This is a genomic window from Streptococcus suis, from assembly GCA_024583055.1.
Classification (GTDB): domain Bacteria; phylum Bacillota; class Bacilli; order Lactobacillales; family Streptococcaceae; genus Streptococcus; species Streptococcus suis_V.
On sequence record CP102145.1, the window covers coordinates 1,483,508 to 1,508,490 of the forward strand.

Here is a 24,983-nt window from a genome sequence, read left to right on the forward strand (position 1 = left end):
ATGATTCAATTTTCCATTAACAAAACTATTTTCCTACAAGCATTAAATATTACCAAACGTGCTATCAGTACCAAGAATGCTATTCCTATTTTATCGACTGTTAAAATTGCTGTTAATACGGAAGGTATTACCCTGATTGGTTCTAATGGTCAAATTTCTATCGAACACTTTATTTCTGTTCAAGATGAAAATGCTGGTCTTTTGATTAGCTCAACCGGAGCTATCCTTCTGGAAGCAGCTTTCTTTATCAACGTAGTTTCTAGCATGCCTGATTTAGTTCTTGATTTTAATGAAATCGAACAAAAGCAGATTGTCTTGACTAGTGGTAAATCTGAAATTACCCTCAAAGGAAAAGAAGCTGAGCAATACCCACGCTTGCAAGAAGTGCCAACTTCAAAACCTCTGGTATTGGAAACAAAAGTCCTTAAGCAAACCATCAACGAAACAGCCTTCGCCGCCTCAACTCAGGAAAGTCGTCCAATCCTAACTGGTGTGCACTTTGTGCTAACAGATAATAAACAGCTCAAAACAGTGGCGACCGACTCCCACCGTCTCAGCCAGCGTAAATTGGTCTTGGAGACTGCAGGAGATGACTTCAATGTGGTCATCCCAAGCCGTTCTCTCCGCGAATTTACGGCCGTATTTACCGATGAAATTGAAAAGGTAGAGGTTTTCTTCTCCAACAACCAAATCCTCTTCAGAAGCGAGTATATTAGTTTCTATACCCGTCTTTTGGAAGGGACCTATCCAGATACCGACCGTCTCATTCCAAAAGAATTTAAGACGACAGCTGTTTTTGATACCACCCACCTCCGTCAGTCTATGGAGCGTGCCCGTCTCTTGTCCAATGCTACTCAGAATGGAACGGTGAAATTGGAAATTACCAAGGGTATTGTCTCAGCCCATGTCAATTCTCCAGAAGTAGGTCGCGTCAATGAAGAAATCGATACCTTGGATGTTTCAGGTGAGGATCTGGTGATCAGCTTCAACCCAACTTATCTTATTGAAGCCCTCAAAGCGACCAACAGTGAGCAGGTGAAGGTGAGCTTTATTTCCAACGTTCGTCCATTTACTCTGGTGCCAAACAGTGAGGATGACGATTTTATCCAATTGGTAACCCCTGTTCGTACCAACTAATAACAGTAAAATCGGCCATTGAGCCGTTTTTATGTTATACTAAAATTACCTATGATTGTACACATTTTAGCAAATCCAAATGCTGGCAGTCATTCTGCAGAAAGTATAATAGACCAGCTTAAAAAAACTTATCCACAAGTAGACTTTAAGACCTATCTGACCCAGGGTAAGCATGATGAGAAAGTTCAGATTCAAAAGATTTTAGAAGACTATGGAGACGGGGATAGACTGCTCATTTTAGGTGGAGACGGTACGCTATCTAAAAGCCTGACGGATTGGCCAAGCCAACTACCTTTTGCTTATTATCCGACAGGTTCGGGCAATGATTTCGCCAAATCAATGAAAATCAGAGAGATAGATACTGTCCTAACTGCCCTCTTGACAGAAAAAACGCAGTCTATTTGTGTTTTGAAGACGTCCTTTGGGATTATTGTCAATAGTATGGATGCTGGTTTTGCTGCCCAGGTGATTGCACGCTCAGAATCCTCTAAGCTCAAAAACTGGCTTAAGCGCGTGAAAGTTGGTAAATTGACCTATCTGATAATGGCTATCAGAAGTCTTTTAGATGTGCAGTCCTTGACAGTGGACGCGGTCATTGATGACCAGGAACAACAGTTGAAGAATCTCTTTTTCCTGTCTCTTGCCAACAATACCTACTTTGGCGGTGGTATCATGATTTGGCCGGAAGCCTCTGCTCATGAGCAGAAAATCGATCTGGTTTATATTGAAAACGGCCCAATTCATAGACGGGTGCTGGCCTTGCTCGATTTAGTCCTTAAGCGTCATAAGAAATCCAAATATATCAAACATCTCCAGTGCCAAACCATTTCTATCAAAACCAGTCAGCAAATCCTATTTCAAACGGATGGTGAAATGCTGGCGGGGACAGAGTTTGCATTGACTTGCCAAGAAAGAAAAATCTATCTATAAGGAGTTAACATGTATCAATTAGGAACATTTGTCGAAATGAAAAAGCCTCATGCCTGTGTCATCAAATCGACTGGCAAAAAAGCCAATAAGTGGGAAGTCATTCGTTTAGGTGCAGATATTAAAATCCGTTGCAGCAACTGTGACCATGTGGTTATGATGAGCCGGCATGATTTTGAGCGAAAAATGAAACAAGTGCTGCCAAGTGAAGCCTAGTTGACAGGTTGCAACTGCTAGTTGTGACAAGTTCATAAGAATTGCTAGGCAACCAATCCATGGATGGTTATAACTTTGTCTTCAGTTTTATCATGATAAATAACGTAGTCATATTTTCATTGTATTTTCATAAATAAAATTTTCTAATTTCGTTCCGTCATATCGCCTTTTTCCTCTACTTTCTGCTATAATAGTCATGATTGAATTTTTATATGGAGAACTAAGAATATGGCTTTAACAGCAGGTATCGTCGGTTTGCCAAACGTTGGTAAATCAACCCTATTTAACGCAATTACCAAAGCAGGAGCAGAGGCTGCCAACTATCCTTTCGCGACCATTGATCCAAACGTGGGAATGGTAGAGGTGCCAGATGAGCGCTTGACCAAGTTGACAGAGTTGATTACACCAAAGAAAACCGTGCCGACCACCTTTGAATTTACAGACATTGCCGGTATCGTAAAAGGTGCTTCTAAAGGGGAAGGTTTGGGAAATAAATTCTTGGCCAATATCCGCGAGGTGGATGCCATTGTTCACGTGGTTCGTGCCTTTGACGATGAAAATGTCATGCGGGAGCAGGGGCGTGAAGATGCCTTCGTTGATCCGCTTGCTGATATTGATACGATTAACCTAGAATTGATTTTGGCTGACTTGGAGAGTATCAACAAACGCTATGCGCGTGTGGAGAAGATGGCTCGTACCCAGAAAGACAAGGATTCTGTGGCAGAATTTGCAGTCCTCGAAAAAATCAAGCCCGTCTTGGAAGATGGTAAATCAGCTCGTACAGTAGCTTTTACAGACGAAGAGCAAAAAATTGTCAAGCAGCTTTTCCTCTTGACCACCAAGCCAGTCCTTTATGTAGCTAACGTTGATGAGGACAAGGTCGCTGACCCAGACGGCATCGAGTATGTTCAACAAATCCGCGATTTCGCAGCGACAGAAAATGCAGAAGTGGTAGTCATTTCAGCGCGTGCCGAAGAAGAAATTTCGGAACTCGACGACGAGGACAAGGCAGAATTCTTGGAGGCAATCGGTTTGACTGAGTCTGGTGTTGACAAACTGACTCGTGCAGCTTATCATTTACTTGGTCTTGGTACTTACTTTACAGCAGGTGAAAAAGAAGTCCGTGCTTGGACCTTCAAGCGAGGTATCAAGGCGCCTCAAGCGGCCGGTATCATCCACTCAGACTTCGAAAAAGGATTTATCCGCGCCGTAACCATGTCCTATGATGATTTGATGCACTATGGCTCTGAGAAGGCTGTTAAAGAGGCTGGACGCCTTCGTGAAGAAGGTAAGGAGTACGTGGTCCAGGATGGGGACATCATGGAGTTCCGCTTCAATGTCTGATGGCCTAACATTCGCTTATTCGTTGTTATCTCGTCTTGCCGTACTATCAGTACTGCCTGTGACTTTGATGCCTAGACTAAGCAAATGTTTAGCAATCAAAAAACAACTATAAAAATAGTAGGTTGGAAAGACTTCCAACCCTTTTGGTGTTTAAGGAGAAAAAATGACACGATTGATAATAGGTCTAGGCAATCCCGGTGACCGCTATTTTGAAACCAAGCACAATGTCGGCTTTATGCTGATTGATAAAATTGCTGCGCGTGAAAATGTGACTTTTACGCACGATAAGATTTTCCAAGCTGACCTTGCAACGACCTTTATTGACGGAGAGAAGATTTTTCTGGTCAAGCCGACGACCTTTATGAATGAATCGGGCAAGGCAGTGCATGCGCTGCTGACCTACTACGGACTGGATGAGACTGATATTCTGGTGGCCTATGATGATTTGGACATGGCTGTTGGAAAAATCCGTTTCCGTCAAAAAGGATCGGCCGGTGGGCACAATGGTATTAAGTCTATCATCAAGTATCTAGGAACAGATCAATTTGACCGCATCAAGATTGGCATCGGTCGTCCCAAGGGCAAGATGAGTGTGGTTCATCATGTTTTATCTGGATTTGATACGGAGGACCGCATTGACGTTGACCTAGCTCTTGAAAAACTTGACAAGGCTGTCAACTTCTATTTACAGGAAGATGACTTTGATACCATCATGAGAAAGTTTAACGGCTAATGAACATCCTAGATTTATTACACCAAAATAAGCAAATCAATCAGTGGCAGGCAGGACTGAATAAATCCACTCGCCAACTCCTCCTAGGACTATCAGGAACCAGCAAGTCCTTGGTCATGGCAACTGCCTTTGATAGCTTAGCAGAAAAGATTTTAATTGTGACGGCGACCCAAAATGAGGCCGAGCGCTTGGCAACAGATTTGTCAGCTATTATTGGTAGCGACTCTGTTTACAACTTCTTTACAGATGACAGTCCTGTTGCCGAGTTTGTTTTTGCCTCCAAAGAGCGAACCCAGTCTCGAATTGATAGTTTGAATTTCCTACAAGACAAGACTTCATCAGGGTTTCTGGTAGCTAGTATGGCTGCCTGCCGTGTTTTGCTACCTAGTCCTTCTGCCTATCAATCTGCTAGATTAGAACTTTCAGTTGGTCAGGAAATGGAAGTTGACACCCTTGTCAAGTCACTTGTCAATACAGGTTATAAGAAGGTTTCTCGTGTCTTGATCCAGGGAGAATTTAGCCAGCGAGGAGACATCTTAGATATTTATGATATGCAGGCTGAGCATCCTTATCGTCTGGAGTTTTTCGGTGATGAAATAGACGGCATCCGAACTTTTGACGTCGATAGCCAGAAGTCTCTGGAAAATTGTGAACAGATTTTTGTTTCACCAGCATCAGAAATGATTGTGACGGAAGAGGACTACCAACGAGCTATTCCTATCATTCAGAAAACGATTGAGCGTTCCAATCAAGAAGAACAGATTTCCTATCTCAAGGAAGTCTTGGCAGACATGCAGTCTTCCTACCGTCATCCGGATCTCAGAAAATTCCTGTCCTTCTTATATGAGGATAGCTGGACTATTTTGGATTATCTTCCAAAAGGTTCACCTATTTTTCTAGATGATTTCCATAAAATTTCTGATAAACAGGCCCAGTTTGAGAAAGAAGTTGCGGATGTCTTGACACAGGATTTACAGAATGGTAAATCAGTGTCAAGTTTGAATTACTTCGCGTCAACCTATGCTGATTTGAGAAAATACAAGCCAGCCACCTTCTTTTCTAGTTTCCAGAAAGGTCTGGGCAATGTCAAGTTTGACGGACTTTATCAATTTACTCAGTATCCCATGCAGGAATTTTTCCACCAAATTCCGCTTTTAAAAGATGAACTGGCTCGCTATGCCAAATCAAACAATACGGTCATTATCCAGGCTTCTTCTGAAACAAGTTTACAAGCTTTACAGAAATCTTTACAGGAATACGAGATTCATTTACCAGTCCATTCAGCATCACAATTAGTCGCTGGGCAGCAGCAAATCACCGTCGGTCAGCTGTCAGCTGGTTTTCACCTTATGGATGAAAAGCTGGTTGTCATCACTGAAAAGGAAATTTTTAATAAGAAAATCAAGCGCAAAATCCGCAGGACAAACATGTCCAATGCGGAGCGGATTAAGGATTATAGTGAGCTTTCAGTCGGAGATTATGTAGTCCACCATGTTCACGGAATCGGTCAGTATTTAGGGATTGAAACCATTGAAATATCGGGTGTTCATAGGGACTATGTTACTGTGCAATATCAGAATGCTGACCGCATTTCCATTCCAGTAGAGCAGATTGACCTCCTGTCCAAATACCTGGCCTCAGACGGCAAGGCACCTAAGGTCAATAAGTTAAACGACGGTCGTTTCCAAAAGACCAAGCAGAAGGTGCAAAAGCAGGTTGAAGACATTGCGGATGATTTGATTAAGCTCTATGCAGAGCGCAGTCAGCTCAAAGGTTTTGCCTTTTCACCTGATGATGCCAGTCAAGAAGAGTTTGACAACTACTTTACACATGTGGAAACCGATGATCAACTTCGCTCGATTGACGAAATCAAAAAGGATATGGAGAAGGATTCGCCCATGGATCGGCTCTTGGTCGGGGATGTTGGATTTGGTAAGACAGAAGTAGCCATGCGGGCAGCCTTTAAGGCGGTCAATGATGGCAAACAGGTTGCAATTTTAGTGCCGACAACGGTCCTAGCCCAGCAACATTTTGCAAATTTCCAAGAGCGCTTTGCTGAGTTTCCTGTCAATGTTGATGTGATGAGCCGATTCAAGACCAAGGCAGAGCAGGAGAAAACGCTGGATAAGCTCAAAAAAGGTCAGGTGGATATTATCATTGGTACTCATCGCCTGCTCTCCAAAGATGTGGTATTTTCCGATTTAGGTTTACTGGTCATTGACGAGGAACAGCGCTTTGGTGTCAAGCACAAGGAACGCCTTAAAGAGCTGAAAAAGAAAATCGATGTCCTGACCTTGACAGCAACTCCTATACCTCGGACCCTGCAAATGTCCATGCTTGGAATTCGTGATTTGTCTGTTATTGAAACACCGCCAACTAATCGCTATCCTGTCCAAACCTATGTCATGGAAACCAATCCAACAGTCATTCGCGATGCCATTATCCGTGAATTAGACCGTGACGGACAGGTTTACTATCTTTACAATAAAGTTGACACCATTGAGCAAAAAGTTTCAGAGCTGAAAGAGTTGGTTCCAGAGGCCAGCATCGGTTATGTTCACGGACAAATGTCTGAAATTCAACTGGAAAATACCCTCTATGCCTTTGTGGAAGGGGAGTACGATGTTCTCGTTACGACTACCATTATTGAAACAGGGGTTGATATTCCAAATGCCAATACCCTCTTTATTGAAAATGCCGACCATATGGGACTGTCAACCCTCTATCAACTTCGTGGTCGTGTCGGCCGTTCCAATCGTATCGCCTATGCCTATCTCATGTATCGGCCTGACAAGTCCTTAACAGAAGTGGCTGAAAAACGCCTAGAAGCCATCAAAGGCTTTACAGAACTGGGGTCTGGCTTCAAGATTGCTATGCAGGACCTGTCCATCCGCGGTGCGGGAAATATTCTCGGTGCAGCCCAGTCTGGCTTTATTGACTCAGTCGGCTATGAAATGTACTCTCAGCTTTTGGAACAGGCCATTCTTGAAAGGCAAGGTAAAGCTGGCCAGCGTCAGAAGAGTAATACGGAAATCAATTTGCAGATTGATGCCTATTTACCGAGTGAATACATTTCAGACCAGCGTCAAAAAATCGAGATTTACAAGCGGATCAAGAACATTGACAGCCGTGTAAACTATCAAGAATTGCAGGAAGAGTTGGTCGATCGCTTCGGAGACTATCCGGATGTTGTAGCCTATTTGCTAGAAATTGGTCTCCTCAAATCTTATCTGGACCAGGTTTTCTGTCAAAGTGTCCTTAGAAAGAAACAGCAGATTACAATTTCCTTTGAGCCCATGGCTGGTCAAATTTTCCTGACCCAGGATTATTTCCAGGCCCTATCAGTGACCAATCTCAAGGTTCAAATTGCAGAGAATCGGGGCCGTTTAGAAGTGATTTTTACCCTTCAAAAACAGAAGGATTATGAAATCTTGGAGGAATTGATCCAATTCGCAGAAAAATTGGCCCAAATTAAGTTAAGTAAAGGTTGATTGTGCCGAACTGTTTATTTCATTGAATGTATCAATTCTCATTTTCTTCGCAGGAGCAGTCATTTCAGCACTCATATTTTGGTGAGAGAGTTTCCAAACTCTCTTTTTACATTTTGGTAACAAAGTTATCCTATTCTACCAAAACCTTTAAAAAATGATATAATATTTAGTTGAGGTAATTCAAATGAGACTAGATAAATATTTAAAAGTATCCCGTATTATCAAGCGCCGAACAGTTGCAAAAGAAGTGGCAGACAAGGGCCGTATCAAAATCAACGGCATTTTGGCAAAGTCTTCAACGGATGTCAAAATCAATGATAAAATCGAAATCCAATTTGGAAACAAACTCTTGACAGTCAAGGTCTTGGAAATGAAAGACTCGACCAAGAAAGAAGACGCTCTGAAAATGTACGAAATCGTTAGTGAAAAAAGGATAGAAGCAGATGAAAAAATCTAAGGTTCTTCAAATCAGCAATCGTTTCATTGATGCTGAGAAGGAAAGATTTCACCGCAAAGAGCTAGAAAAACAGCAAAAAAACCGTTTTTTAGCGACGGTCATTGTCTTGGTGATTTTTCTCTTTATGTTGCCAACCTATAATCTAGTGGCTAGTCATCAGAAATTGAAGCAAAATGAAGCCAAACTAGTTGAATTGGAAAATCAGTACAAAGACCTTTCTCGTGAGAAGGAACTTCGTGATGCCCTAGTCAAAAAATTGCAGGATGAAGAATATGCTGCAAAATATGTCCGCGCCAAGTATCAGTTTTCAAAAGATGGCGAGTTTATCTACAATATTCCAGGATTGTTGCCCCAATGACAGAAGATTTATTAAAAAATGTTGAGTTATTTTTGTCCTATTCCGATGACAAATTAGAAGAACTCACTGAAAAAAATCAACAGCTAAAAGTATCCGTTGATCCACAACAAGAAATTTCCAAATAGAAAGAATGGAGAATGAAGGAAAAATTAGTCATACTCCTCTTGCCAATTTTATTTTCTGCAACCATTGTGGACAGCACAGAAGTCCCCTTTGAAATCACGCAAGAAGAGTACGTAACTTTCAATCAAAAAGAATATCAACCCATCTTTCATAGCCTACCTAGCAACCCGATTTCCCTGACAGAACTCCATGTGTTTAAGGATATGGACCTGACCCACTATAGTCACAAGATAGGGCCTGATTCCAGTTTGGAACTAGCAGGTTTAGAGGTAAATAACCACCACCAGCAGGTTTTCACACTATCGGATGGCACCTATGTTTTGGCTAGTCAAGACCAAGTAGCAGATGACAGGATTTTAAACCAGGTAGGTCTTGAACAGACCTATTGGACCAAGGAGAATACTCGAATTTTAACCAGTCCTGTTTCTACAAAGCAGGATGAAAAAGAAAGTACCCTTCCTCCTTATCAGCCTGTTCAGGTTGACACACTCGTGGAGACACCGAGAGGTCAGTTTGTTCAGATTGTCGGCAAGGGCTGGGTTCCACTTGACCACTTGTCAACCCAAGATAATAGGATGGAAGGAGTTCAAAAACTCCTAGACACAAAATACAACAAAGACAACTATTCTATATATGTCAAGCAAGTGTCAAGTCAGTTAGAAGCAGGTATCAATCAGGATAAGATTCTATATGCAGCTAGTGTTTCTAAGCTTCCTACACTCTATTATGCCCAAAAACAAATTGATTTAGGGCGTTTTAAATTGACAGATAAGGTCAAGTATGTAAAGGAGACAGAGAACTTTGATGGAGCCTATGACCCTGCAGGCAGTGGATCCATCAGCAAGCGAGTTGACAATAAAGAATACCAAGTTGACGACCTGCTCAACCGTATCGCCAAAGAGTCTGACAATGTCGCAAGCAATATTGTCGGCTACTACCTGGCTGACAAGTTTAATCAGCAGTTTTACGATGACATCACCTCCATCACTGATCAAAAATGGGACATGGTTACACGTGAAACATCTCCAAAAGTAGCTGGACTAATGATGGAAGCTATTTACCATCAAGGTGGGTTCGTACTTGATAGTCTCAAGGAAACCAGATTCGATGACCAGCGCATTCCCAAGGACATTCCGGTTCCGGTGGCCCATAAGATAGGTGACGCCTATGATTTCAGGCACGACGTGGCTCTGGTCTATACAGACTCACCCTTCATCTTGTCCATCTTCACGGACAAGGCAAGCTACGACGACATTTCACAAATTGCCAAGGATATTTACGAGATTTTGAAGTAATGAAAGAAAGATTTATAAAAGTGACACGCCAAGGTCACTTTTTTGATAAACACAGAAAAGTTTTGGTGGCTTTATCCGGTGGACTGGATTCCCTGACACTTTTGCAGCTCCTATACGACAGCAGGGAGAAGCTAGATATTGAACTAGGCATAGCACATATCAACCACCAGCAACGACCAGAATCCCAGGAAGAGGAGCGCTATATCAAAGAATTAGCGACTCAACTACGACTTCCTGTTTATATTTCACATTTTCAAGGAGCTTTCTCGGAAAATGCTGCGCGGAAATGGCGCTATGACTTTTTCAAACAAGTCATGGACCAGAAAGGCTATACTGCTCTGGTCACGGGGCATCATGCGGACGACCAGGCTGAGACAGTTTTCATGCGGATTCTCCGTGGCAATCGACTGCGTCACATCTCAGCCATTCAGCCAGTCCAAGACTTCGGACCTGGCCAGCTGATTCGTCCCTTGCTGACCTTTCAAAAATCCGATTTTCCAGCAACAGTTCATTTTGAAGATTCTAGCAATACCAGTCCAGCTTATTTACGAAACCGTATCCGAAATACCTATTTGCCACAATTGAGACAGGAAAATCCTCAGCTGGATAAGAATCTCCTCCAGTTAGCATCCGAAAGCCAACAGTTGGTCCAAGCCCTGCGTGATTTGACCAAAGATGTAGAAATCACCAACCTCCAGCATTTTCAGCAGCAAACCCAGGCTGTACAAAGTTTTCTTCTGGAAGAATATTTAGAACAATTCCCAGACCTTCAATTGACAGCTGCTCAGTTTGACCAAGTCCTCCATATTTTACGATCCAAGGCCAATTATCGTCACAGCCTAAAAAACGGCTACCAATTAGAAAAAGATTATCATCAGTTTTGCATCAGCAAAATCCAACCTCAGACGGATGAAGCACTAGCTCCCCTTGTGATAGAATCAGACGGTATCTTCACTTATGGAGACTACCTATTTTCCCTAAATCAACCACTGGAAGATGCCCAACAAATCCTTTATCTGCAACCAGATAGCCCCATTACCTTACGCAGCAGACAGGCAGGAGACAGCCTTCTCATAAATGGTGTTCAGAAGAAACTCCGTCGCTGGTTTATTGACCAAAAAATTCCTCAGCAAGTACGACAAGAAGCCATAGTTGTCCAACAGGCTGAAAAAATTTATGGAATTGCCAATCTGCTTATCACTGATTTGAGTAAATCTGCAAAAAATGGTATAATGAAAGCTATCTTATATATCAAACAGAAAGAGTAAAACATTATGTTGGATAATGATATTAAAAAAGTTCTCGTTTCAGAAGAAGAAATCATTGCGAAAAGCAAAGAGTTAGGTCAAATCTTGGCCCAGGATTATGCAGACAAAAATCCTCTTCTTGTGGGTATTTTGAAAGGATCTATTCCTTTCATGGCTGAATTGATGAAGCATATCGATGCCCATGTAGAGACAGACTACATGGTCGTTTCTAGCTACCACGGTGGTACAGAAAGTAGCGGTACCGTAAAAATCATCAAGGATTTGGACAATAGCGTCGCTGGTCGTCACATTATCTTTGTAGAGGACATTATTGATACTGGCCGTACCCTGAAAGAACTCAAGGAGCTTTTTGCCCTCCGTCAAGCAGCTTCTATCAAAATTGCGACTCTTTTGGATAAACCAGAAGGCCGTGTTGTTGAAATTGAGCCAGACTATACCTGCTTCACTATTCCAAATGAGTTTGTAGTCGGTTTTGGTCTAGATTACAACGAAAATTACCGTAATCTTCCTTATGTTGGAGTACTGAAAGAGGAAGTTTATACAAAATAGAAAAGGTTTCCTACTATTATTATGAACAATCAACCAAATAAAGGATTTATAAAAAATCCTTTTCTCATTATTCTTGTCATTGCGACTCTTTTGACAGCCTTCCAATTTTTTAACGCTGGCAAACAAGTAACGGTGCAAGAAATTCCCTATTCTCAAGTCATTACCGAGCTTAAAAATGATAATGTATCAGAACTAACCTACCAGCCTGATTCAAGCGTTATCGAAATTACAGGTAAGTACAAAAAGGAACAAACAGCCAAAGACGAGCTAGCCTCTTCTATTAAATTGTTCCAAGTTTCAGAGACAATCAAGTACAAAAACTTCAAATCCCTGATTTTACCTTCCGAGACAAATCTATCAGAACTTCAAACCCTGGCCAATGAAAACGGGATTAAAGTCACGATAAAGCCTGAAAGTTCCAATAGTCTCTGGTTTAGCATTATCCTCAACTTCCTTCCCTTGATTATTTTCGGTGGATTCTTCATGATGATGATGAATCAAGGAGGCGGAGGTGCCCGAGGCGCTATGAACTTCGGTCGTAGCAAGGCCAGAGCCTTTGAAAAGAACAATGTCAAGGTCCGCTTCTCAGACGTAGCAGGTGCGGAAGAAGAAAAGCAAGAGTTGGTCGAAGTTGTTGAGTTTCTGAAAGATCCAAAACGCTTTACCAAACTCGGTGCCCGTATTCCAGCAGGTGTCCTCTTGGAAGGCCCTCCAGGGACTGGTAAAACCCTTCTTGCCAAGGCAGTGGCCGGCGAAGCAGGTGTCCCATTCTTCTCGATTTCTGGTTCAGACTTTGTTGAAATGTTTGTCGGTGTCGGTGCCAGCCGTGTTCGTTCCCTCTTTGAAGACGCTAAAAAAGCAGCTCCGGCCATCATTTTCATCGACGAGATTGATGCTGTCGGTCGCCAACGTGGTGTCGGCATGGGCGGTGGTAACGATGAGCGTGAGCAGACCCTCAACCAACTCCTGATTGAAATGGATGGTTTTGAAGGAAATGAAGGCATTATCGTTATTGCAGCTACAAACCGTAGTGATGTTTTAGACCCAGCTCTTCTTCGTCCAGGTCGTTTTGACCGCAAGGTCTTGGTTGGTCGTCCAGATGTCAAGGGTCGCGAAGCTATTCTCAAGGTGCACGCCAAGAATAAACCGCTGGCTGATGATGTTGATTTGAAATTGGTTGCCCAACAAACACCAGGTTTCGTCGGAGCCGATTTGGAAAATGTCCTCAACGAAGCTGCTCTTGTTGCAGCTCGACGCAATAAAACCGTTATCGACGCTTCGGATATTGACGAGGCGGAAGACCGGGTTATCGCCGGACCTTCTAAGAAAGACCGTCAGATTTCAGCTAAAGAGCGTGAAATCGTTGCCTACCATGAGGCAGGTCATACCATTGTCGGCCTTGTCCTATCAAATGCACGTGAAGTTCACAAGGTTACTATTGTCCCTCGCGGTCGCGCTGGTGGTTATATGATTGCCCTTCCTAAAGAAGATCAAATGCTACTTTCTAAAGAAGACATGAAAGAGCAATTGGCAGGACTCATGGGTGGTCGTGTGGCTGAGGAAATTATCTTTAATACTCAAACAACAGGTGCCTCAAATGACTTTGAACAAGCAACGCAAATGGCGCGTGCTATGGTTGCTGAATATGGTATGAGTGAAAAAATGGGACCAATGCAGTACGAAGGTAGCCATGCTATGTTCGGTGCCCAAACTACTCAAAAATACATTTCTGAGCAAACTGCTTACGAACTGGACACAGAAGTACGTAATCTCCTGACAGAAGCCCATAACAAAGCAGCTGAAATCATCCAGGACAACCGTGAAAAACACCAGTTGATTGCAGAAGCCCTACTCAAGTATGAAACATTGGACAGCGTTCAAATCAAATCGCTCTATGAAAAAGGCCAAATGCCTGAAAAAACAGAGCACGATGAAGAAGATGTCCACCCCCTTTCATACGATGAAATCAAAGAAAAAATGAAATAATTCAAGAGAGAAATCGCAAGGTTTCTCTTTTTTCTCCTTATAAATACGAATAAATAAGATAGAGGACCATGTCCCACATTATCAACCTTGAACTTTTTTATGAAAACTGCTAAAATATAAGTAGAAAATAGTTTGGAATGTTCAAGGAATTCTATACTTACAGGAGAAAACCTATGCGACATACCAGACTCAAACCCACCTACGACACCGTAGCAAAAAAAATCTTCCAAAATAAGGAAGTTACCAAGCACTTTATAGCAGATATATTAGACCTACCTGTCAAATCCGTAGAATTACTAGACGGTCACCAGATTCGCCTACCACAGGACGGACTGCCGAGAGGATTTTATACCGTCACAGATATCTTGGTTGAGCTGGATGACGGCACGCAAGTCATCATTGAAATCCAGATTGTCAAGCAACGGTCCTTTGTGAATCGGCTATGGACCTATATTTGTAGCCAGGTGCATGATAATTTTGAAAATATCCGCAAGGAATTTCAGGAGACACATTTGATCCATGAACGGCTTTATCCGGTCTACGGTATCGCCCTTTTGGAGAAAAATTATTTCCCAGACGATAAGGCCTTTCATATCTTCTCCATTCGAGAAGAAACCACTAATCAAGAACTAACCATCAAGCTAAAGGATAGTCCCAAGGACCACAGCTTGCTCAAAATGGCTTTTCTAGAGTTGGACAAATACCAGCCCGAAACTTTCGATAAAAACCAGCTTAAGAAATGGTTTGAATTTTTTGGGAACCGAGAATTTACAGCTCCTCTAGATAAAATCATCCACCAAGCCGAGCATGCCCTAGACTTCGCCAGCTGGAGTAAGGAGGAACAAGCCATGTTCAATGACGAATTAGACATTCTAGAAGTTAATTATAGTAGAATCTACTGGGCAAGAGAAGAAGGTAGAGAAGAAGGCAGAGCAGAAGGTCGTGAAGAAGGACAACAACAAGCCAGCTACTCGATAGCACGCAATTTATTGTCAGCCAATCTATCCCCAGAGCTCATTGCGCAAAGTACGGGTCTTTCCCTGTCCCAAATTCACGATCTCCAAGGCGAGCTACTAACCAATAGTTGAGGAACAAGCCATGTTCAATGACGAATTAGACATTCTAGAAGTTAATCATAGTAGAATCTACTGGGCAAGAGAAGAAGGTCGCGAAGAAGGTCGTGAAGAAGGTCAACTTCAAGCCAGCTATTCGATAGCACGCAATTTATTGTCAGCCAACCTATCTCCAGAGCTCATTGCCCAAAGTACGGGTCTTTCCCTGTCCCAAATTCACGAGCTCCAAGGCGAGCTACTAACCAATAGTTGAGGAACAAGCCATGTTCAATGACGAATTAGACATTCTAGAAGTTAATCATAGTAGAATCTACTGGGCAAGAGAAGAAGGTCGTGAAGAAGGTCGCGAAGAAGGTCGCGAAGAAGGCAGAGAGGAAGGTCAACTTCAAGCCAGCTATTCGATAGCACGCAATATGCTTACTAAGCACATGTCAGACGAAGATATAGCAGAATTGACAGCACTCCCCCTCACAACCATCGCCCAGCTCCGCAGTCAATCAGAAACCGGAGCTTAATCAAGAACAACTATAAAGCCAAAAGATAATTTAAGATAAGAAAACAGTCTTTCTTTTTAGTAAGGTAAATCACTCAATATAGTTGTCATAGTTACACCCTATCCATCCATATCAAATAATCACAAATAACTTTCTAAAAATATTCCCCGCGTTGTAAAATGAAGTGCAACAAAAAGACATGTTCGTCTGATATACTAGAATTCCCCAACTCAGTATAGAAAGCAGATGAACATGTCCAACACTCATTCTACCAGAAACTCATCCTATTCTCATCTCTCAGCCACAGAACGTGGTGAAATTGCTGCTTATCTTAAAATGGGAAAGAAACCAATTGAAATCGCTCGGCTTATGGGTCGTCACCGGTCTACAATCTGCCGAGAAATCAAACGTGGTTCAGTAAATCAGGTACAGGATAAAAATGGGAAACGAACTTATTACAGCGCCTATTTCGCTGATAGTGGACAACGTGTCTATGAAACTAATCGCCGAAATTGTTCTTATCTCAAGTTGAATGACTGCTCCGCTAGGTTCATTGAACAATTAGGAGATGCCTTGAAAGCTAACGTCCGTCTCCATAGCGTAGATAGTTTTGTTCAGACTTATAAAGCAAGCCATCCTGAAGAAGTCGTCCCCTCTACCAAAACGATTTATCGTTATATCAAAGAGGGGCTGTTAGCTATTAAACCAATCGATTTGCCTAAGATGGTTTGTATCAGAAAACGTTCTAAGAAAGTCACGAAGACGAATCGGAAGACTTTAGGTAAGTCTATCGAAGAGCGTCCAGAGTGTATCAATGACCGTTCTGAATTTGGGCATTGGGAGATTGATTTAGTTCTTGGCAAGAAAACCAAAGGTGAAGCAGTTATTTTGACCTTGGTAGAGCGCCAGACTCGCTATGCACTGGGCGTTAAGCTAGAAGACAAACAGTCCCACACCATTAATAGTGCTGTAAGGCATCTCACCAGTCTGTATCCTATTGCATCCATCACAGCAGATAATGGTGCGGAGTTTAGTTTACTCTCAGACTTGGAAGCCGTTGATGTTTACTTTGCACATCCTTATTCTTCACATGAGAGAGGCACAAACGAGAACTTCAATGGTCTCCTCAGAGAATATGTCCCTAAAGGAGTCTCACTTAATTCACTAACCTCTGAAGAACTAGAAAGTTATATCACTGCCATCAATGAGCGCCCCAGACGACTTCTTCAATACCAATCCTCGAAATTTCTGTTTGGGCTAGCCCAGACAGCTTAACCTCTGGAACTCTAGTTACCAATGAACTTGTTGCACTTGACTTGACAATGTGCGTTTTAAAAAATCCTTAAATTTTTTTAAAAAAACTCTTGACATAGATAAAAAAACATCTTATAATATAGGTATCTGCAGAGGCAGTAATAAAATAAAAGAAAAACAAAAGGAGTTTTTTATCATGAAAAAAACATTCGTAACTTTGGCTACAGTTGCAGCATTGGTTGCAGCAGCACCAGCATTTGCTCTTGAAAATGGAACTACTGTAGATACAGAGAATCATGCTGCTCTTGGAGGTGTTTATGCGCCTGAAAAACCTACATTAGATATTGATAAATTCCTAGCAGATGGAACAGTTGAAATCACTCAAAAAGGAGAATCTGTGACCGCACCGTCACAAACATCTGATTTGATTTACGATGTTCTAAAAGATGCGAACGGAGAAGCGACTATCATCGCCAAACCAGCAACAGCTCCAACTGCACAAGGTACCAACTTGAAAGGTGGAATTGACGAAAACGGCAAAGGTTATGTTTATGGTAATTCTGTAACCGATAAAGAAGTGAAGCCAGCAGCTAAACCTGTAGCAGCAGCTAAAACAGCAACTGGTACTAAAACACTTCCAAAAACAAGCGCAGCTAAATAATTAGCTTAAGCTATCATATATAAAGTTGCCTCAGGGCAACTTTATTTTTTAAGGTGAAACATGAGAAATTCAAGAAAAAAAACAAATAAACTACTTCCTGCCCTCCTAGGCCTATTGGCAGTTGCAGGAATTGCTATTTCAGCATTTTTCTTTTTTCAAGGTGGCAATAATACTACCTCATCAGTAAACAGCCAGCCGAACTCAAGTCAGCAGGCGACATCATCGTCTACTGCAGCTACCTACCAGATTTCAGAGGAAGAAAAGGCAGCACTAAAAGAGCAGTTCGATGGTCTGAAAGGAGTCAACCCAGATACCATTGGTTACGTTTATGCTCCGGGGACAAATCTCGATGAGCCAGTTGTCTATAGTGGTGATAACGAGACCTATCTATCAAAACTGTTTGATGGTTCTGGGCAAGATCCATATATGGGCACTGTCTTCATGGATATGGACAACAAAACAGACTTTAGTGACAAGTTGACCTGGCTCTTTGGTCACGCTCGTGGCTCTCAAGTACCAGATAGCCGTATGTTTAACGATGTCAACTTCTACGATGATCAGGCCTACTTTGATGCCCATCCCTATGTTGTCGTCCGTACTCCGGAAAAAGTTCATTACTATCAGGCCGCTTTCATGATTATTGTTCATGAGTCGACAGCCTTCTATCGCACAAGTTTCGATAGCGACCAACAGTTCGAAGAGCAGTTGACGGCAGTTCGTGAAGGTGCAGTAGCAAAAAATGATAATATTGAGATTAAAGCATCAGACAACTACCTGGTTCTCTCAACTTGTCGTGAAGATGACGTAACCATTCGTGCCAACCTCTACCTCCGCGAAATCCCTGAGTCAGAGCTCGGAGACTTCCTTGCAGAACATAAAGATGAACTAAATTACGTTCCAACACGCTAATTACTAAGCTGGTCACATGACCGGCTTATTTTTTCAAAAAAATTTTTAAAAAGTTATTGACAGTATTAGTAATAGATGATAGAATAATGAAGTTGTCTCGCGAGGGACTGTTGGCGAAGCAGAAACGAAAAAAAGTTTCAAAAAGTAGTTGACAGGAAATCAGGGATGTGATATACTGATATAGTTGTCGCAAGCGACGACAAGACCTTTGAAAATTAAAGAAGACGAACCAAACGTGCAGGGTGATTTATAGCAATATAAATCGTCAATGACAAAAAAACAATAAACGGATAAGCCAGAGTGCTTAGTCGGACAAACTAATTTTAATGAGAGTTTGATCCTGGCTCAGGACGAACGCTGGCGGCGTGCCTAATACATGCAAGTAGAACGCTGAAGGAGGAAGCTTGCTTCTTCTGGATGAGTTGCGAACGGGTGAGTAACGCGTAGGTAACCTGCCTCATAGCGGGGGATAACTATTGGAAACGATAGCTAATACCGCATAACAGTATTTACCGCATGGTAGATGCTTGAAAGGAGCAACTGCTTCACTATGAGATGGACCTGCGTTGTATTAGCTAGTTGGTGGGGTAAAGGCCCACCAAGGCGACGATACATAGCCGACCTGAGAGGGTGATCGGCCACACTGGGACTGAGACACGGCCCAGACTCCTACGGGAGGCAGCAGTAGGGAATCTTCGGCAATGGGGGCAACCCTGACCGAGCAACGCCGCGTGAGTGAAGAAGGTTTTCGGATCGTAAAGCTCTGTTGTAAGAGAAGAACGTGTGTGAGAGTGGAAAGTTCACACAGTGACGGTATCTTACCAGAAAGGGACGGCTAACTACGTGCCAGCAGCCGCGGTAATACGTAGGTCCCGAGCGTTGTCCGGATTTATTGGGCGTAAAGCGAGCGCAGGCGGTTTGATAAGTCTGAAGTAAAAGGCTGTGGCTTAACCATAGTACGCTTTGGAAACTGTCAAACTTGAGTGCAGAAGGGGAGAGTGGAATTCCATGTGTAGCGGTGAAATGCGTAGATATATGGAGGAACACCGGTGGCGAAAGCGGCTCTCTGGTCTGTAACTGACGCTGAGGCTCGAAAGCGTGGGGAGCGAACAGGATTAGATACCCTGGTAGTCCACGCCGTAAACGATGAGTGCTAGGTGTTGGGTCCTTTCCGGGACTCAGTGCCGCAGCTAACGCATTAAGCACTCCGCCTGGGGAGTACGACCGCAAGGTTGAAACTCAAAGGAATTGACGGGGGCCCGCACAAGCGGTGGAGCATGTGGTTTAATTCGAAGCAACGCGAAGAACCTTACCAGGTCTTGACATCCCTCTGACCGCCCTAGAGATAGGGTTTCTCTTCGGAGCAGAGGTGACAGGTGGTGCATGGTTGTCGTCAGCTCGTGTCGTGAGATGTTGGGTTAAGTCCCGCAACGAGCGCAACCCCTATTGTTAGTTGCCATCATTTAGTTGGGCACTCTAGCGAGACTGCCGGTAATAAACCGGAGGAAGGTGGGGATGACGTCAAATCATCATGCCCCTTATGACCTGGGCTACACACGTGCTACAATGGCTGGTACAACGAGTCGCAAGTCGGTGACGGCAAGCTAATCTCTTAAAGCCAGTCTCAGTTCGGATTGTAGGCTGCAACTCGCCTACATGAAGTCGGAATCGCTAGTAATCGCGGATCAGCACGCCGCGGTGAATACGTTCCCGGGCCTTGTACACACCGCCCGTCACACCACGAGAGTTTGTAACACCCGAAGTCGGTGAGGTAACCTTTTAGGAGCCAGCCGCCTAAGGTGGGATAGATGATTGGGGTGAAGTCGTAACAAGGTAGCCGTATCGGAAGGTGCGGCTGGATCACCTCCTTTCTAAGGATAAGGAACCTGTACGTTAGTCTTCTTTAATTTTGAGAGGTTTTGTTAAAAACCTACCCAAGACACATAAGGTGTACGGGGCCTTAGCTCAGCTGGGAGAGCGCCTGCTTTGCACGCAGGAGGTCAGCGGTTCGATCCCGCTAGGCTCCATTAACAACGGAAGTTGTTAAACTTGTCCATTGAAAATTGAATATCTATCAAACATTCCTTTATGTATGAAAGTACATATAGAAATAGTAACAAGAAAATAAACCGAAAACGCTGTGAATATTTAATGAGTTTAATTAAGTTACGAAGACGTTAAAGAAAACGTATGATTTTAGGAAATCATCGCAGTAGTCTTAGGACTACAAGAGGATTTATCTAAATCACTAGTTTTCTAGTCTGAGTACAATTTCTAATTTTTGAAAAAATTAGGTTAATAAGGTTAAGTTAATAAGGGCGCACGGTGGATGCCTTGGCACTAGAAGCCGATGAAGGACGTGACAAACGACGAAATGCTTTGGGGAGCTGTAAGTGAGCGTAGATCCAGAGATGTCCGAATGGGGGAACCCGGCAGGTTGATGCCTGTCATCACTAGTTGTTAAGACTAGTAGAAGGAAGACGCAGTGAACTGAAACATCTAAGTAGCTGCAGGAAGAGAAAGCAAAAGCGATTGCCTTAGTAGCGGCGAGCGAAACGGCAGAAGGGCAAACCGAAGAGTTTACTCTTCGGGGTTGTAGGACTGCAATGTGGACTTAAAGAGTATAGACGAAGATTCTGGGAAGGGTCGCCAAAGAGAGTAACAGCCTCGTAGTCGAAATAGTCTTTATACCTAGCAGTATCCTGAGTACGGCGAGACACGCGAAATCTCGTCGGAATCTGGGAGGACCATCTCCCAACCCTAAATACTCTCTAGTGACCGATAGTGAACCAGTACCGTGAGGGAAAGGTGAAAAGCACCCCGGAAGGGGAGTGAAATAGAACCTGAAACCGTGTGCCTACAACAAGTTCGAGCCCGTTAATGGGTGAGAGCGTGCCTTTTGTAGAATGAACCGGCGAGTTACGTTATGATGCGAGGTTAAGTTGAAGAGACGGAGCCGTAGGGAAACCGAGTCTTAATAGGGCGCATTAGTATTATGACGTAGACCCGAAACCATGTGACCTACCCATGAGCAGGTTGAAGGTGCGGTAAGACGCACTGGAGGACCGAACCAGGGCACGTTGAAAAGTGCTTGGATGACTTGTGGGTAGCGGAGAAATTCCAAACGAACTTGGAGATAGCTGGTTCTCTCCGAAATAGCTTTAGGGCTAGCGTCGACATTAAGAATCTTGGAGGTAGAGCACTGTTTGGATGAGGGGGCCATCTCGGTTTACTGATTTCAGATAAACTCCGAATGCCAATGATTTATGGTCGGCAGTCAGACTGCGAGTGCTAAGATCCGTAGTCGAAAGGGAAACAGCCCAGACCACCAGCTAAGGTCCCAAAATATATGTTAAGTGGAAAAGGATGTGGGGTTGCACAGACAACTAGGATGTTAGCTTAGAAGCAGCTATTCATTCAAAGAGTGCGTAATAGCTCACTAGTCGAGTGACCCTGCGCCGAAAATGTACCGGGGCTAAAACATATTACCGAAGCTGTGGATACCACAATGTGGTATGGTAGGAGAGCGTTCTATAGGCGATGAAGGTGTACCGTGAGGAGCGCTGGAGCGTATAGAAGTGAGAATGCCGGTATGAGTAGCGCAAGATGGGTGAGAATCCCATCCACCGTAAGACTAAGGTTTCCAGGGGAAGGCTCGTCCGCCCTGGGTTAGTCGGGACCTAAGGAGAGACCGAAAGGTGTATCCGATGGACAACAGGTTGATATTCCTGTACTAGAGTATGAAGTGATGGAGGGACGCAGTAGGCTAACTAAAGCCGGCGATTGGAAGTGCCGGTCTAAGCAGTGAGGTGTGATATGAGTCAAATGCTTGTATCTGTAACATTGAGCTGTGATGGGGAGCGAAGTTTAGTAGCGAAGTTAGTGACGTCACACTGCCGAGAAAATCTTCTAGCGTTGTATCATACTCTACCCGTACCGCAAACCGACACAGGTAGTCGAGGCGAGTAGCCTCAGGTGAGCGAGAGAACTCTCGTTAAGGAACTCGGCAAAATGACCCCGTAACTTCGGGAGAAGGGGTGCTGTCTTAAAGGCAGCCGCAGTGAATAGGCCCAAGCAACTGTTTATCAAAAACACAGCTCTCTGCTAAATCGTAAGATGATGTATAGGGGGTGACGCCTGCCCGGTGCTGGAAGGTTAAGAGGAGGGTTTAGCGCAAGCGAAGATCTGAATTGAAGCCCCAGTAAACGGCGGCCGTAACTATAACGGTCCTAAGGTAGCGAAATTCCTTGTCGGGTAAGTTCCGACCCGCACGAAAGGCGTAATGATTTGGGCACTGTCTCAACGAGAGACTCGGTGAAATTTTAGTACCTGTGAAGATGCAGGTTACCCGCGACAGGACGGAAAGACCCCATGGAGCTTTACTGCAGTTTGATATTGAGTATCTGTACCACATGTACAGGATAGGTAGGAGCCGATGATTCCGGAACGCCAGTTTCGGAGGAGGCGCTGTTGGGATACTACCCTTGTGTTATGGCTACTCTAACCCGGATAGGTTATCCCTATCGGAGACAGTGTCTGACGGGCAGTTTGACTGGGGCGGTCGCCTCCTAAAAGGTAACGGAGGCGCCCAAAGGTTCCCTCAGATTGGTTGGAAATCAATCGCAGAGTGTAAAGGTATAAGGGAGCTTGACTGCGAGAGCTACAACTCGAGCAGGGACGAAAGTCGGGCTTAGTGATCCGGTGGTTCCGTATGGAAGGGCCATCGCTCAACGGATAAAAGCTACCCTGGGGATAACAGGCTTATCTCCCCCAAGAGTTCACATCGACGGGGAGGTTTGGCACCTCGATGTCGGCTCGTCGCATCCTGGGGCTGTAGTCGGTCCCAAGGGTTGGGCTGTTCGCCCATTAAAGCGGCACGCGAGCTGGGTTCAGAACGTCGTGAGACAGTTCGGTCCCTATCCGTCGCGGGCGTAGGAAATTTGAGAGGATCTGCTCCTAGTACGAGAGGACCAGAGTGGACTTACCGCTGGTGTACCAGTTGTCTTGCCAAAGGCATCGCTGGGTAGCTATGTAGGGAAGGGATAAACGCTGAAAGCATCTAAGTGTGAAACCCACCTCAAGATGAGATTTCCCATGACTTTATGTCAGTAAGAGCCCTGAGAGAAGATCAGGTAGATAGGTTGGAAGTGGAAGTGTGGCGACACATGTAGCGGACCAATACTAATCGCTCGAGGACTTATCCAAAGTAAGTAATGAGAACGTTAAGAAAAGCGTATGATTTTAGGAAATCAACGCGGAAGTCAGTTAGACTTCAAGGCGATTTATCTAAATCACTAGCTTTTTAGTTCGAATACAATTACAGTAAAATTCAACGAAGTCAATATTGACAGCGTGGTTGTTTCTTGTTAGAATATAGATATTCAATTTTGAGTGGATAAAGTGAAGTAACGAGGGCGTTACAAAATCCGTAAGAAAATAGGAAACTGACGCAGAGTCTGTAGACTCTAGGAAGTTTATCTTTTTCACTAGGATTTTAGTCCGAGTACAATTCCATTCAACAGAAGTTAAGTGACGATAGCCTAGGAGATACACCTGTTCCCATGCCGAACACAGCAGTTAAGCCCTAGAACGCCTGAAGTAGTTGGGGGTTGCCCCCTGTTAGATACGGTAGTCGCTTAGCGCATAGGAATCAGATGATTCCATTTGGGAGTTTAGCTCAGCTGGGAGAGCATCTGCCTTACAAGCAGAGGGTCAGCGGTTCGATCCCGTTAACTCCCATATCATGTTACTAAAAGCGTTAAGAAATCCGTCTGAAAATAGGAAACTGACGCAGAGTCAATGGCTCTAGGAAGTTTATCTTTTTCACTAGGATTTTAGCTTGAGTACAGATAGGTCCCGTAGTGTAGCGGTTATCACGTCGCCCTGTCACGGCGAAGATCGCGGGTTCGATTCCCGTCGGGACCGTTCAAATAGTCTGGGAGACTATTTGAAGTTGGAAATAGAGCAAACAGAGTTTGCATCATATTTTCGACTCGTTAGCTCAGTTGGTAGAGCAATTGACTTTTAATCAATGGGTCGCTGGTTCGAGCCCAGCACGAGTCATATGCGGGTTTGGCGGAATTGGCAGACGCACCAGATTTAGGATCTGGCGCTTTCGGGCGTGGGGGTTCAAGTCCCTTAACCCGCATAAGGATAATAGTAAGCCGGCTTAGCTCAGTTGGTAGAGCATCTGATTTGTAATCAGAGGGTCGCGTGTTCAAGTCATGTAGCCGGCATTAACTGAATAGGTTGCGAACGTAGTTCAGTGGTAGAACACCACCTTGCCAAGGTGGGGGTCGCGGGTTCGAATCCCGTCGTTCGCTTTGAGAGGCCGGGGTGGCGGAACAGGCAGACGCACAGGACTTAAAATCCTGCGATGGCAACATCGTACCGGTTCGATTCCGGTCCTCGGCATGGACGTATTATAGGAAGCACCCTTAGCTCAACTGGATAGAGTACCTGACTACGAATCAGGCGGTTAGAGGTTCGAATCCTCTAGGGTGCATGACTCGCTTAATGCTTCATTAGGGGAGCTTTATTTTTAGTGATAACGGGAAGTAGCTCAGCTTGGTAGAGTACTTGGTTTGGGACCAAGGTGTCGCAGGTTCGAATCCTGTCTTCCCGATGTTATTTTGGCGGTGTAGCTCAGCTGGCTAGAGCGTCCGGTTCATACCCGGGAGGTCGGGGGTTCGATCCCCTTCGCCGCTA

General features: G+C 44.0%; 19 protein-coding genes, 11 tRNA genes and 3 rRNA genes. All 33 read left to right on the top strand.

The genetic code is table 11. The features are described from left to right. The 33 genes from dnaN (at position 1) to NQZ91_07530 (ending at position 24,983) form a co-directional block, all read left to right on the top strand. On the top strand, positions 1-1,137 hold the full coding sequence (gene dnaN / locus NQZ91_07370; GenBank protein ID UUM57216.1) for a DNA polymerase III subunit beta: 1,137 nt from the start codon (positions 1-3) through the stop codon (positions 1,135-1,137). A gap of 51 nt (positions 1,138-1,188) precedes the next feature. Beyond that, positions 1,189-2,067, top strand: a complete 879-nt coding sequence (locus NQZ91_07375; protein ID UUM57217.1) for a hypothetical protein — start codon at positions 1,189-1,191, stop codon at positions 2,065-2,067. Between the two features lie 9 nt (positions 2,068-2,076). Further along, positions 2,077-2,280 (top strand): DUF951 family protein, encoded by a 204-nt coding sequence (locus NQZ91_07380; protein ID UUM57218.1) that lies wholly within the window; start codon positions 2,077-2,079, stop codon positions 2,278-2,280. 228 nt (positions 2,281-2,508) lie between these two features. Next, complete coding sequence (gene ychF / locus NQZ91_07385; protein ID UUM57219.1) at positions 2,509-3,624, top strand: redox-regulated ATPase YchF; 1,116 nt, start codon at positions 2,509-2,511, stop codon at positions 3,622-3,624. Positions 3,625-3,787: 163 nt separating this feature from the next. After that, positions 3,788-4,357, top strand: a complete 570-nt coding sequence (gene pth, locus NQZ91_07390; protein ID UUM57220.1) for an aminoacyl-tRNA hydrolase — start codon at positions 3,788-3,790, stop codon at positions 4,355-4,357. Continuing rightward, on the top strand, positions 4,357-7,848 hold the full coding sequence (mfd, locus tag NQZ91_07395; protein ID UUM57221.1) for a transcription-repair coupling factor: 3,492 nt from the start codon (positions 4,357-4,359) through the stop codon (positions 7,846-7,848). The genes pth and mfd overlap by 1 nt, the downstream gene beginning before the upstream one ends. A 184-nt stretch (positions 7,849-8,032) precedes the next feature. Next, on the top strand, positions 8,033-8,305 hold the full coding sequence (locus NQZ91_07400; GenBank protein ID UUM57222.1) for an RNA-binding S4 domain-containing protein: 273 nt from the start codon (positions 8,033-8,035) through the stop codon (positions 8,303-8,305). Then, positions 8,292-8,663 (top strand): septum formation initiator family protein, encoded by a 372-nt coding sequence (locus NQZ91_07405; GenBank protein ID UUM57223.1) that lies wholly within the window; start codon positions 8,292-8,294, stop codon positions 8,661-8,663. The genes NQZ91_07400 and NQZ91_07405 overlap by 14 nt, the downstream gene beginning before the upstream one ends. Continuing rightward, positions 8,660-8,788, top strand: a complete 129-nt coding sequence (locus tag NQZ91_07410; GenBank protein ID UUM57224.1) for an SP_0009 family protein — start codon at positions 8,660-8,662, stop codon at positions 8,786-8,788. Before NQZ91_07405 ends, NQZ91_07410 begins: the two co-directional genes overlap by 4 nt. Positions 8,789-8,800: 12 nt before the next feature. Continuing rightward, positions 8,801-10,081 carry a class A beta-lactamase-related serine hydrolase gene (locus tag NQZ91_07415; protein UUM57225.1) on the top strand — a complete coding sequence of 427 codons (1,281 nt, stop codon included), beginning with the start codon at positions 8,801-8,803 and terminating at the stop codon, positions 10,079-10,081. Then, a complete protein-coding gene (tilS, locus tag NQZ91_07420; protein ID UUM57226.1) occupies positions 10,081-11,349 on the top strand; it encodes a tRNA lysidine(34) synthetase TilS in 1,269 nt (422 codons plus the stop codon). Before NQZ91_07415 ends, tilS begins: the two co-directional genes overlap by 1 nt. A gap of 6 nt (positions 11,350-11,355) precedes the next feature. Then, positions 11,356-11,898, top strand: a complete 543-nt coding sequence (gene hpt / locus NQZ91_07425) for a hypoxanthine phosphoribosyltransferase (protein ID UUM57227.1) — start codon at positions 11,356-11,358, stop codon at positions 11,896-11,898. 21 nt (positions 11,899-11,919) lie between these two features. Continuing rightward, the gene (gene ftsH / locus NQZ91_07430) at positions 11,920-13,884 is read left to right on the top strand and encodes an ATP-dependent zinc metalloprotease FtsH (protein ID UUM57228.1); all 1,965 of its coding nucleotides are present in this window, start codon (positions 11,920-11,922) and stop codon (positions 13,882-13,884) included. Positions 13,885-14,057: 173 nt separating this feature from the next. After that, on the top strand, positions 14,058-14,972 hold the full coding sequence (locus NQZ91_07435; protein ID UUM57229.1) for an Rpn family recombination-promoting nuclease/putative transposase: 915 nt from the start codon (positions 14,058-14,060) through the stop codon (positions 14,970-14,972). A 10-nt stretch (positions 14,973-14,982) separates the two neighbouring features. Next, positions 14,983-15,210 (top strand): hypothetical protein, encoded by a 228-nt coding sequence (locus NQZ91_07440; protein ID UUM57230.1) that lies wholly within the window; start codon positions 14,983-14,985, stop codon positions 15,208-15,210. 10 nt (positions 15,211-15,220) lie between these two features. After that, on the top strand, positions 15,221-15,472 hold the full coding sequence (locus NQZ91_07445; GenBank protein ID UUM57231.1) for a hypothetical protein: 252 nt from the start codon (positions 15,221-15,223) through the stop codon (positions 15,470-15,472). A 231-nt stretch (positions 15,473-15,703) separates the two neighbouring features. Further along, positions 15,704-16,726, top strand: coding sequence for an IS30 family transposase (locus tag NQZ91_07450; protein ID UUM58837.1), 1,023 nt, complete (start codon positions 15,704-15,706; stop codon positions 16,724-16,726). A gap of 49 nt (positions 16,727-16,775) precedes the next feature. Beyond that, positions 16,776-17,366: a hypothetical protein gene (locus NQZ91_07455; protein UUM57232.1), complete on the top strand. Its 591-nt coding sequence runs from the start codon at positions 16,776-16,778 to the stop codon at positions 17,364-17,366. 60 nt (positions 17,367-17,426) lie between these two features. Further along, positions 17,427-18,275, top strand: a complete 849-nt coding sequence (gene srtB, locus NQZ91_07460) for a class B sortase, LPKTxAVK-specific (GenBank protein ID UUM57233.1) — start codon at positions 17,427-17,429, stop codon at positions 18,273-18,275. A 322-nt stretch (positions 18,276-18,597) separates the two neighbouring features. Continuing rightward, positions 18,598-20,146: ribosomal RNA gene (locus NQZ91_07465) — 16S ribosomal RNA — on the top strand. Between the two features lie 83 nt (positions 20,147-20,229). Continuing rightward, positions 20,230-20,302: transfer RNA gene (locus tag NQZ91_07470), tRNA-Ala, on the top strand. Between the two features lie 275 nt (positions 20,303-20,577). Beyond that, positions 20,578-23,480: ribosomal RNA gene (locus tag NQZ91_07475) — 23S ribosomal RNA — on the top strand. A 320-nt stretch (positions 23,481-23,800) separates the two neighbouring features. Continuing rightward, positions 23,801-23,916, top strand: a 5S ribosomal RNA gene (gene rrf, locus NQZ91_07480). Together the 16S, 23S and 5S rRNA genes with 11 tRNA genes alongside form the textbook arrangement of a ribosomal RNA operon. A gap of 25 nt (positions 23,917-23,941) precedes the next feature. Beyond that, positions 23,942-24,014: transfer RNA gene (locus NQZ91_07485), tRNA-Val, on the top strand. A gap of 113 nt (positions 24,015-24,127) precedes the next feature. Next, positions 24,128-24,200 (top strand) — tRNA-Asp (locus tag NQZ91_07490). A gap of 65 nt (positions 24,201-24,265) precedes the next feature. After that, a tRNA-Lys gene (locus tag NQZ91_07495) sits at positions 24,266-24,338 on the top strand. 3 nt (positions 24,339-24,341) lie between these two features. After that, positions 24,342-24,423 (top strand) — tRNA-Leu (locus NQZ91_07500). Between the two features lie 15 nt (positions 24,424-24,438). Beyond that, positions 24,439-24,511: transfer RNA gene (locus tag NQZ91_07505), tRNA-Thr, on the top strand. A 15-nt stretch (positions 24,512-24,526) separates the two neighbouring features. Then, positions 24,527-24,598: transfer RNA gene (locus NQZ91_07510), tRNA-Gly, on the top strand. A gap of 7 nt (positions 24,599-24,605) precedes the next feature. Continuing rightward, positions 24,606-24,689: transfer RNA gene (locus NQZ91_07515), tRNA-Leu, on the top strand. A 17-nt stretch (positions 24,690-24,706) separates the two neighbouring features. Then, positions 24,707-24,780: transfer RNA gene (locus NQZ91_07520), tRNA-Arg, on the top strand. Between the two features lie 46 nt (positions 24,781-24,826). Then, positions 24,827-24,900: transfer RNA gene (locus NQZ91_07525), tRNA-Pro, on the top strand. A gap of 9 nt (positions 24,901-24,909) precedes the next feature. Further along, positions 24,910-24,983 (top strand) — tRNA-Met (locus tag NQZ91_07530).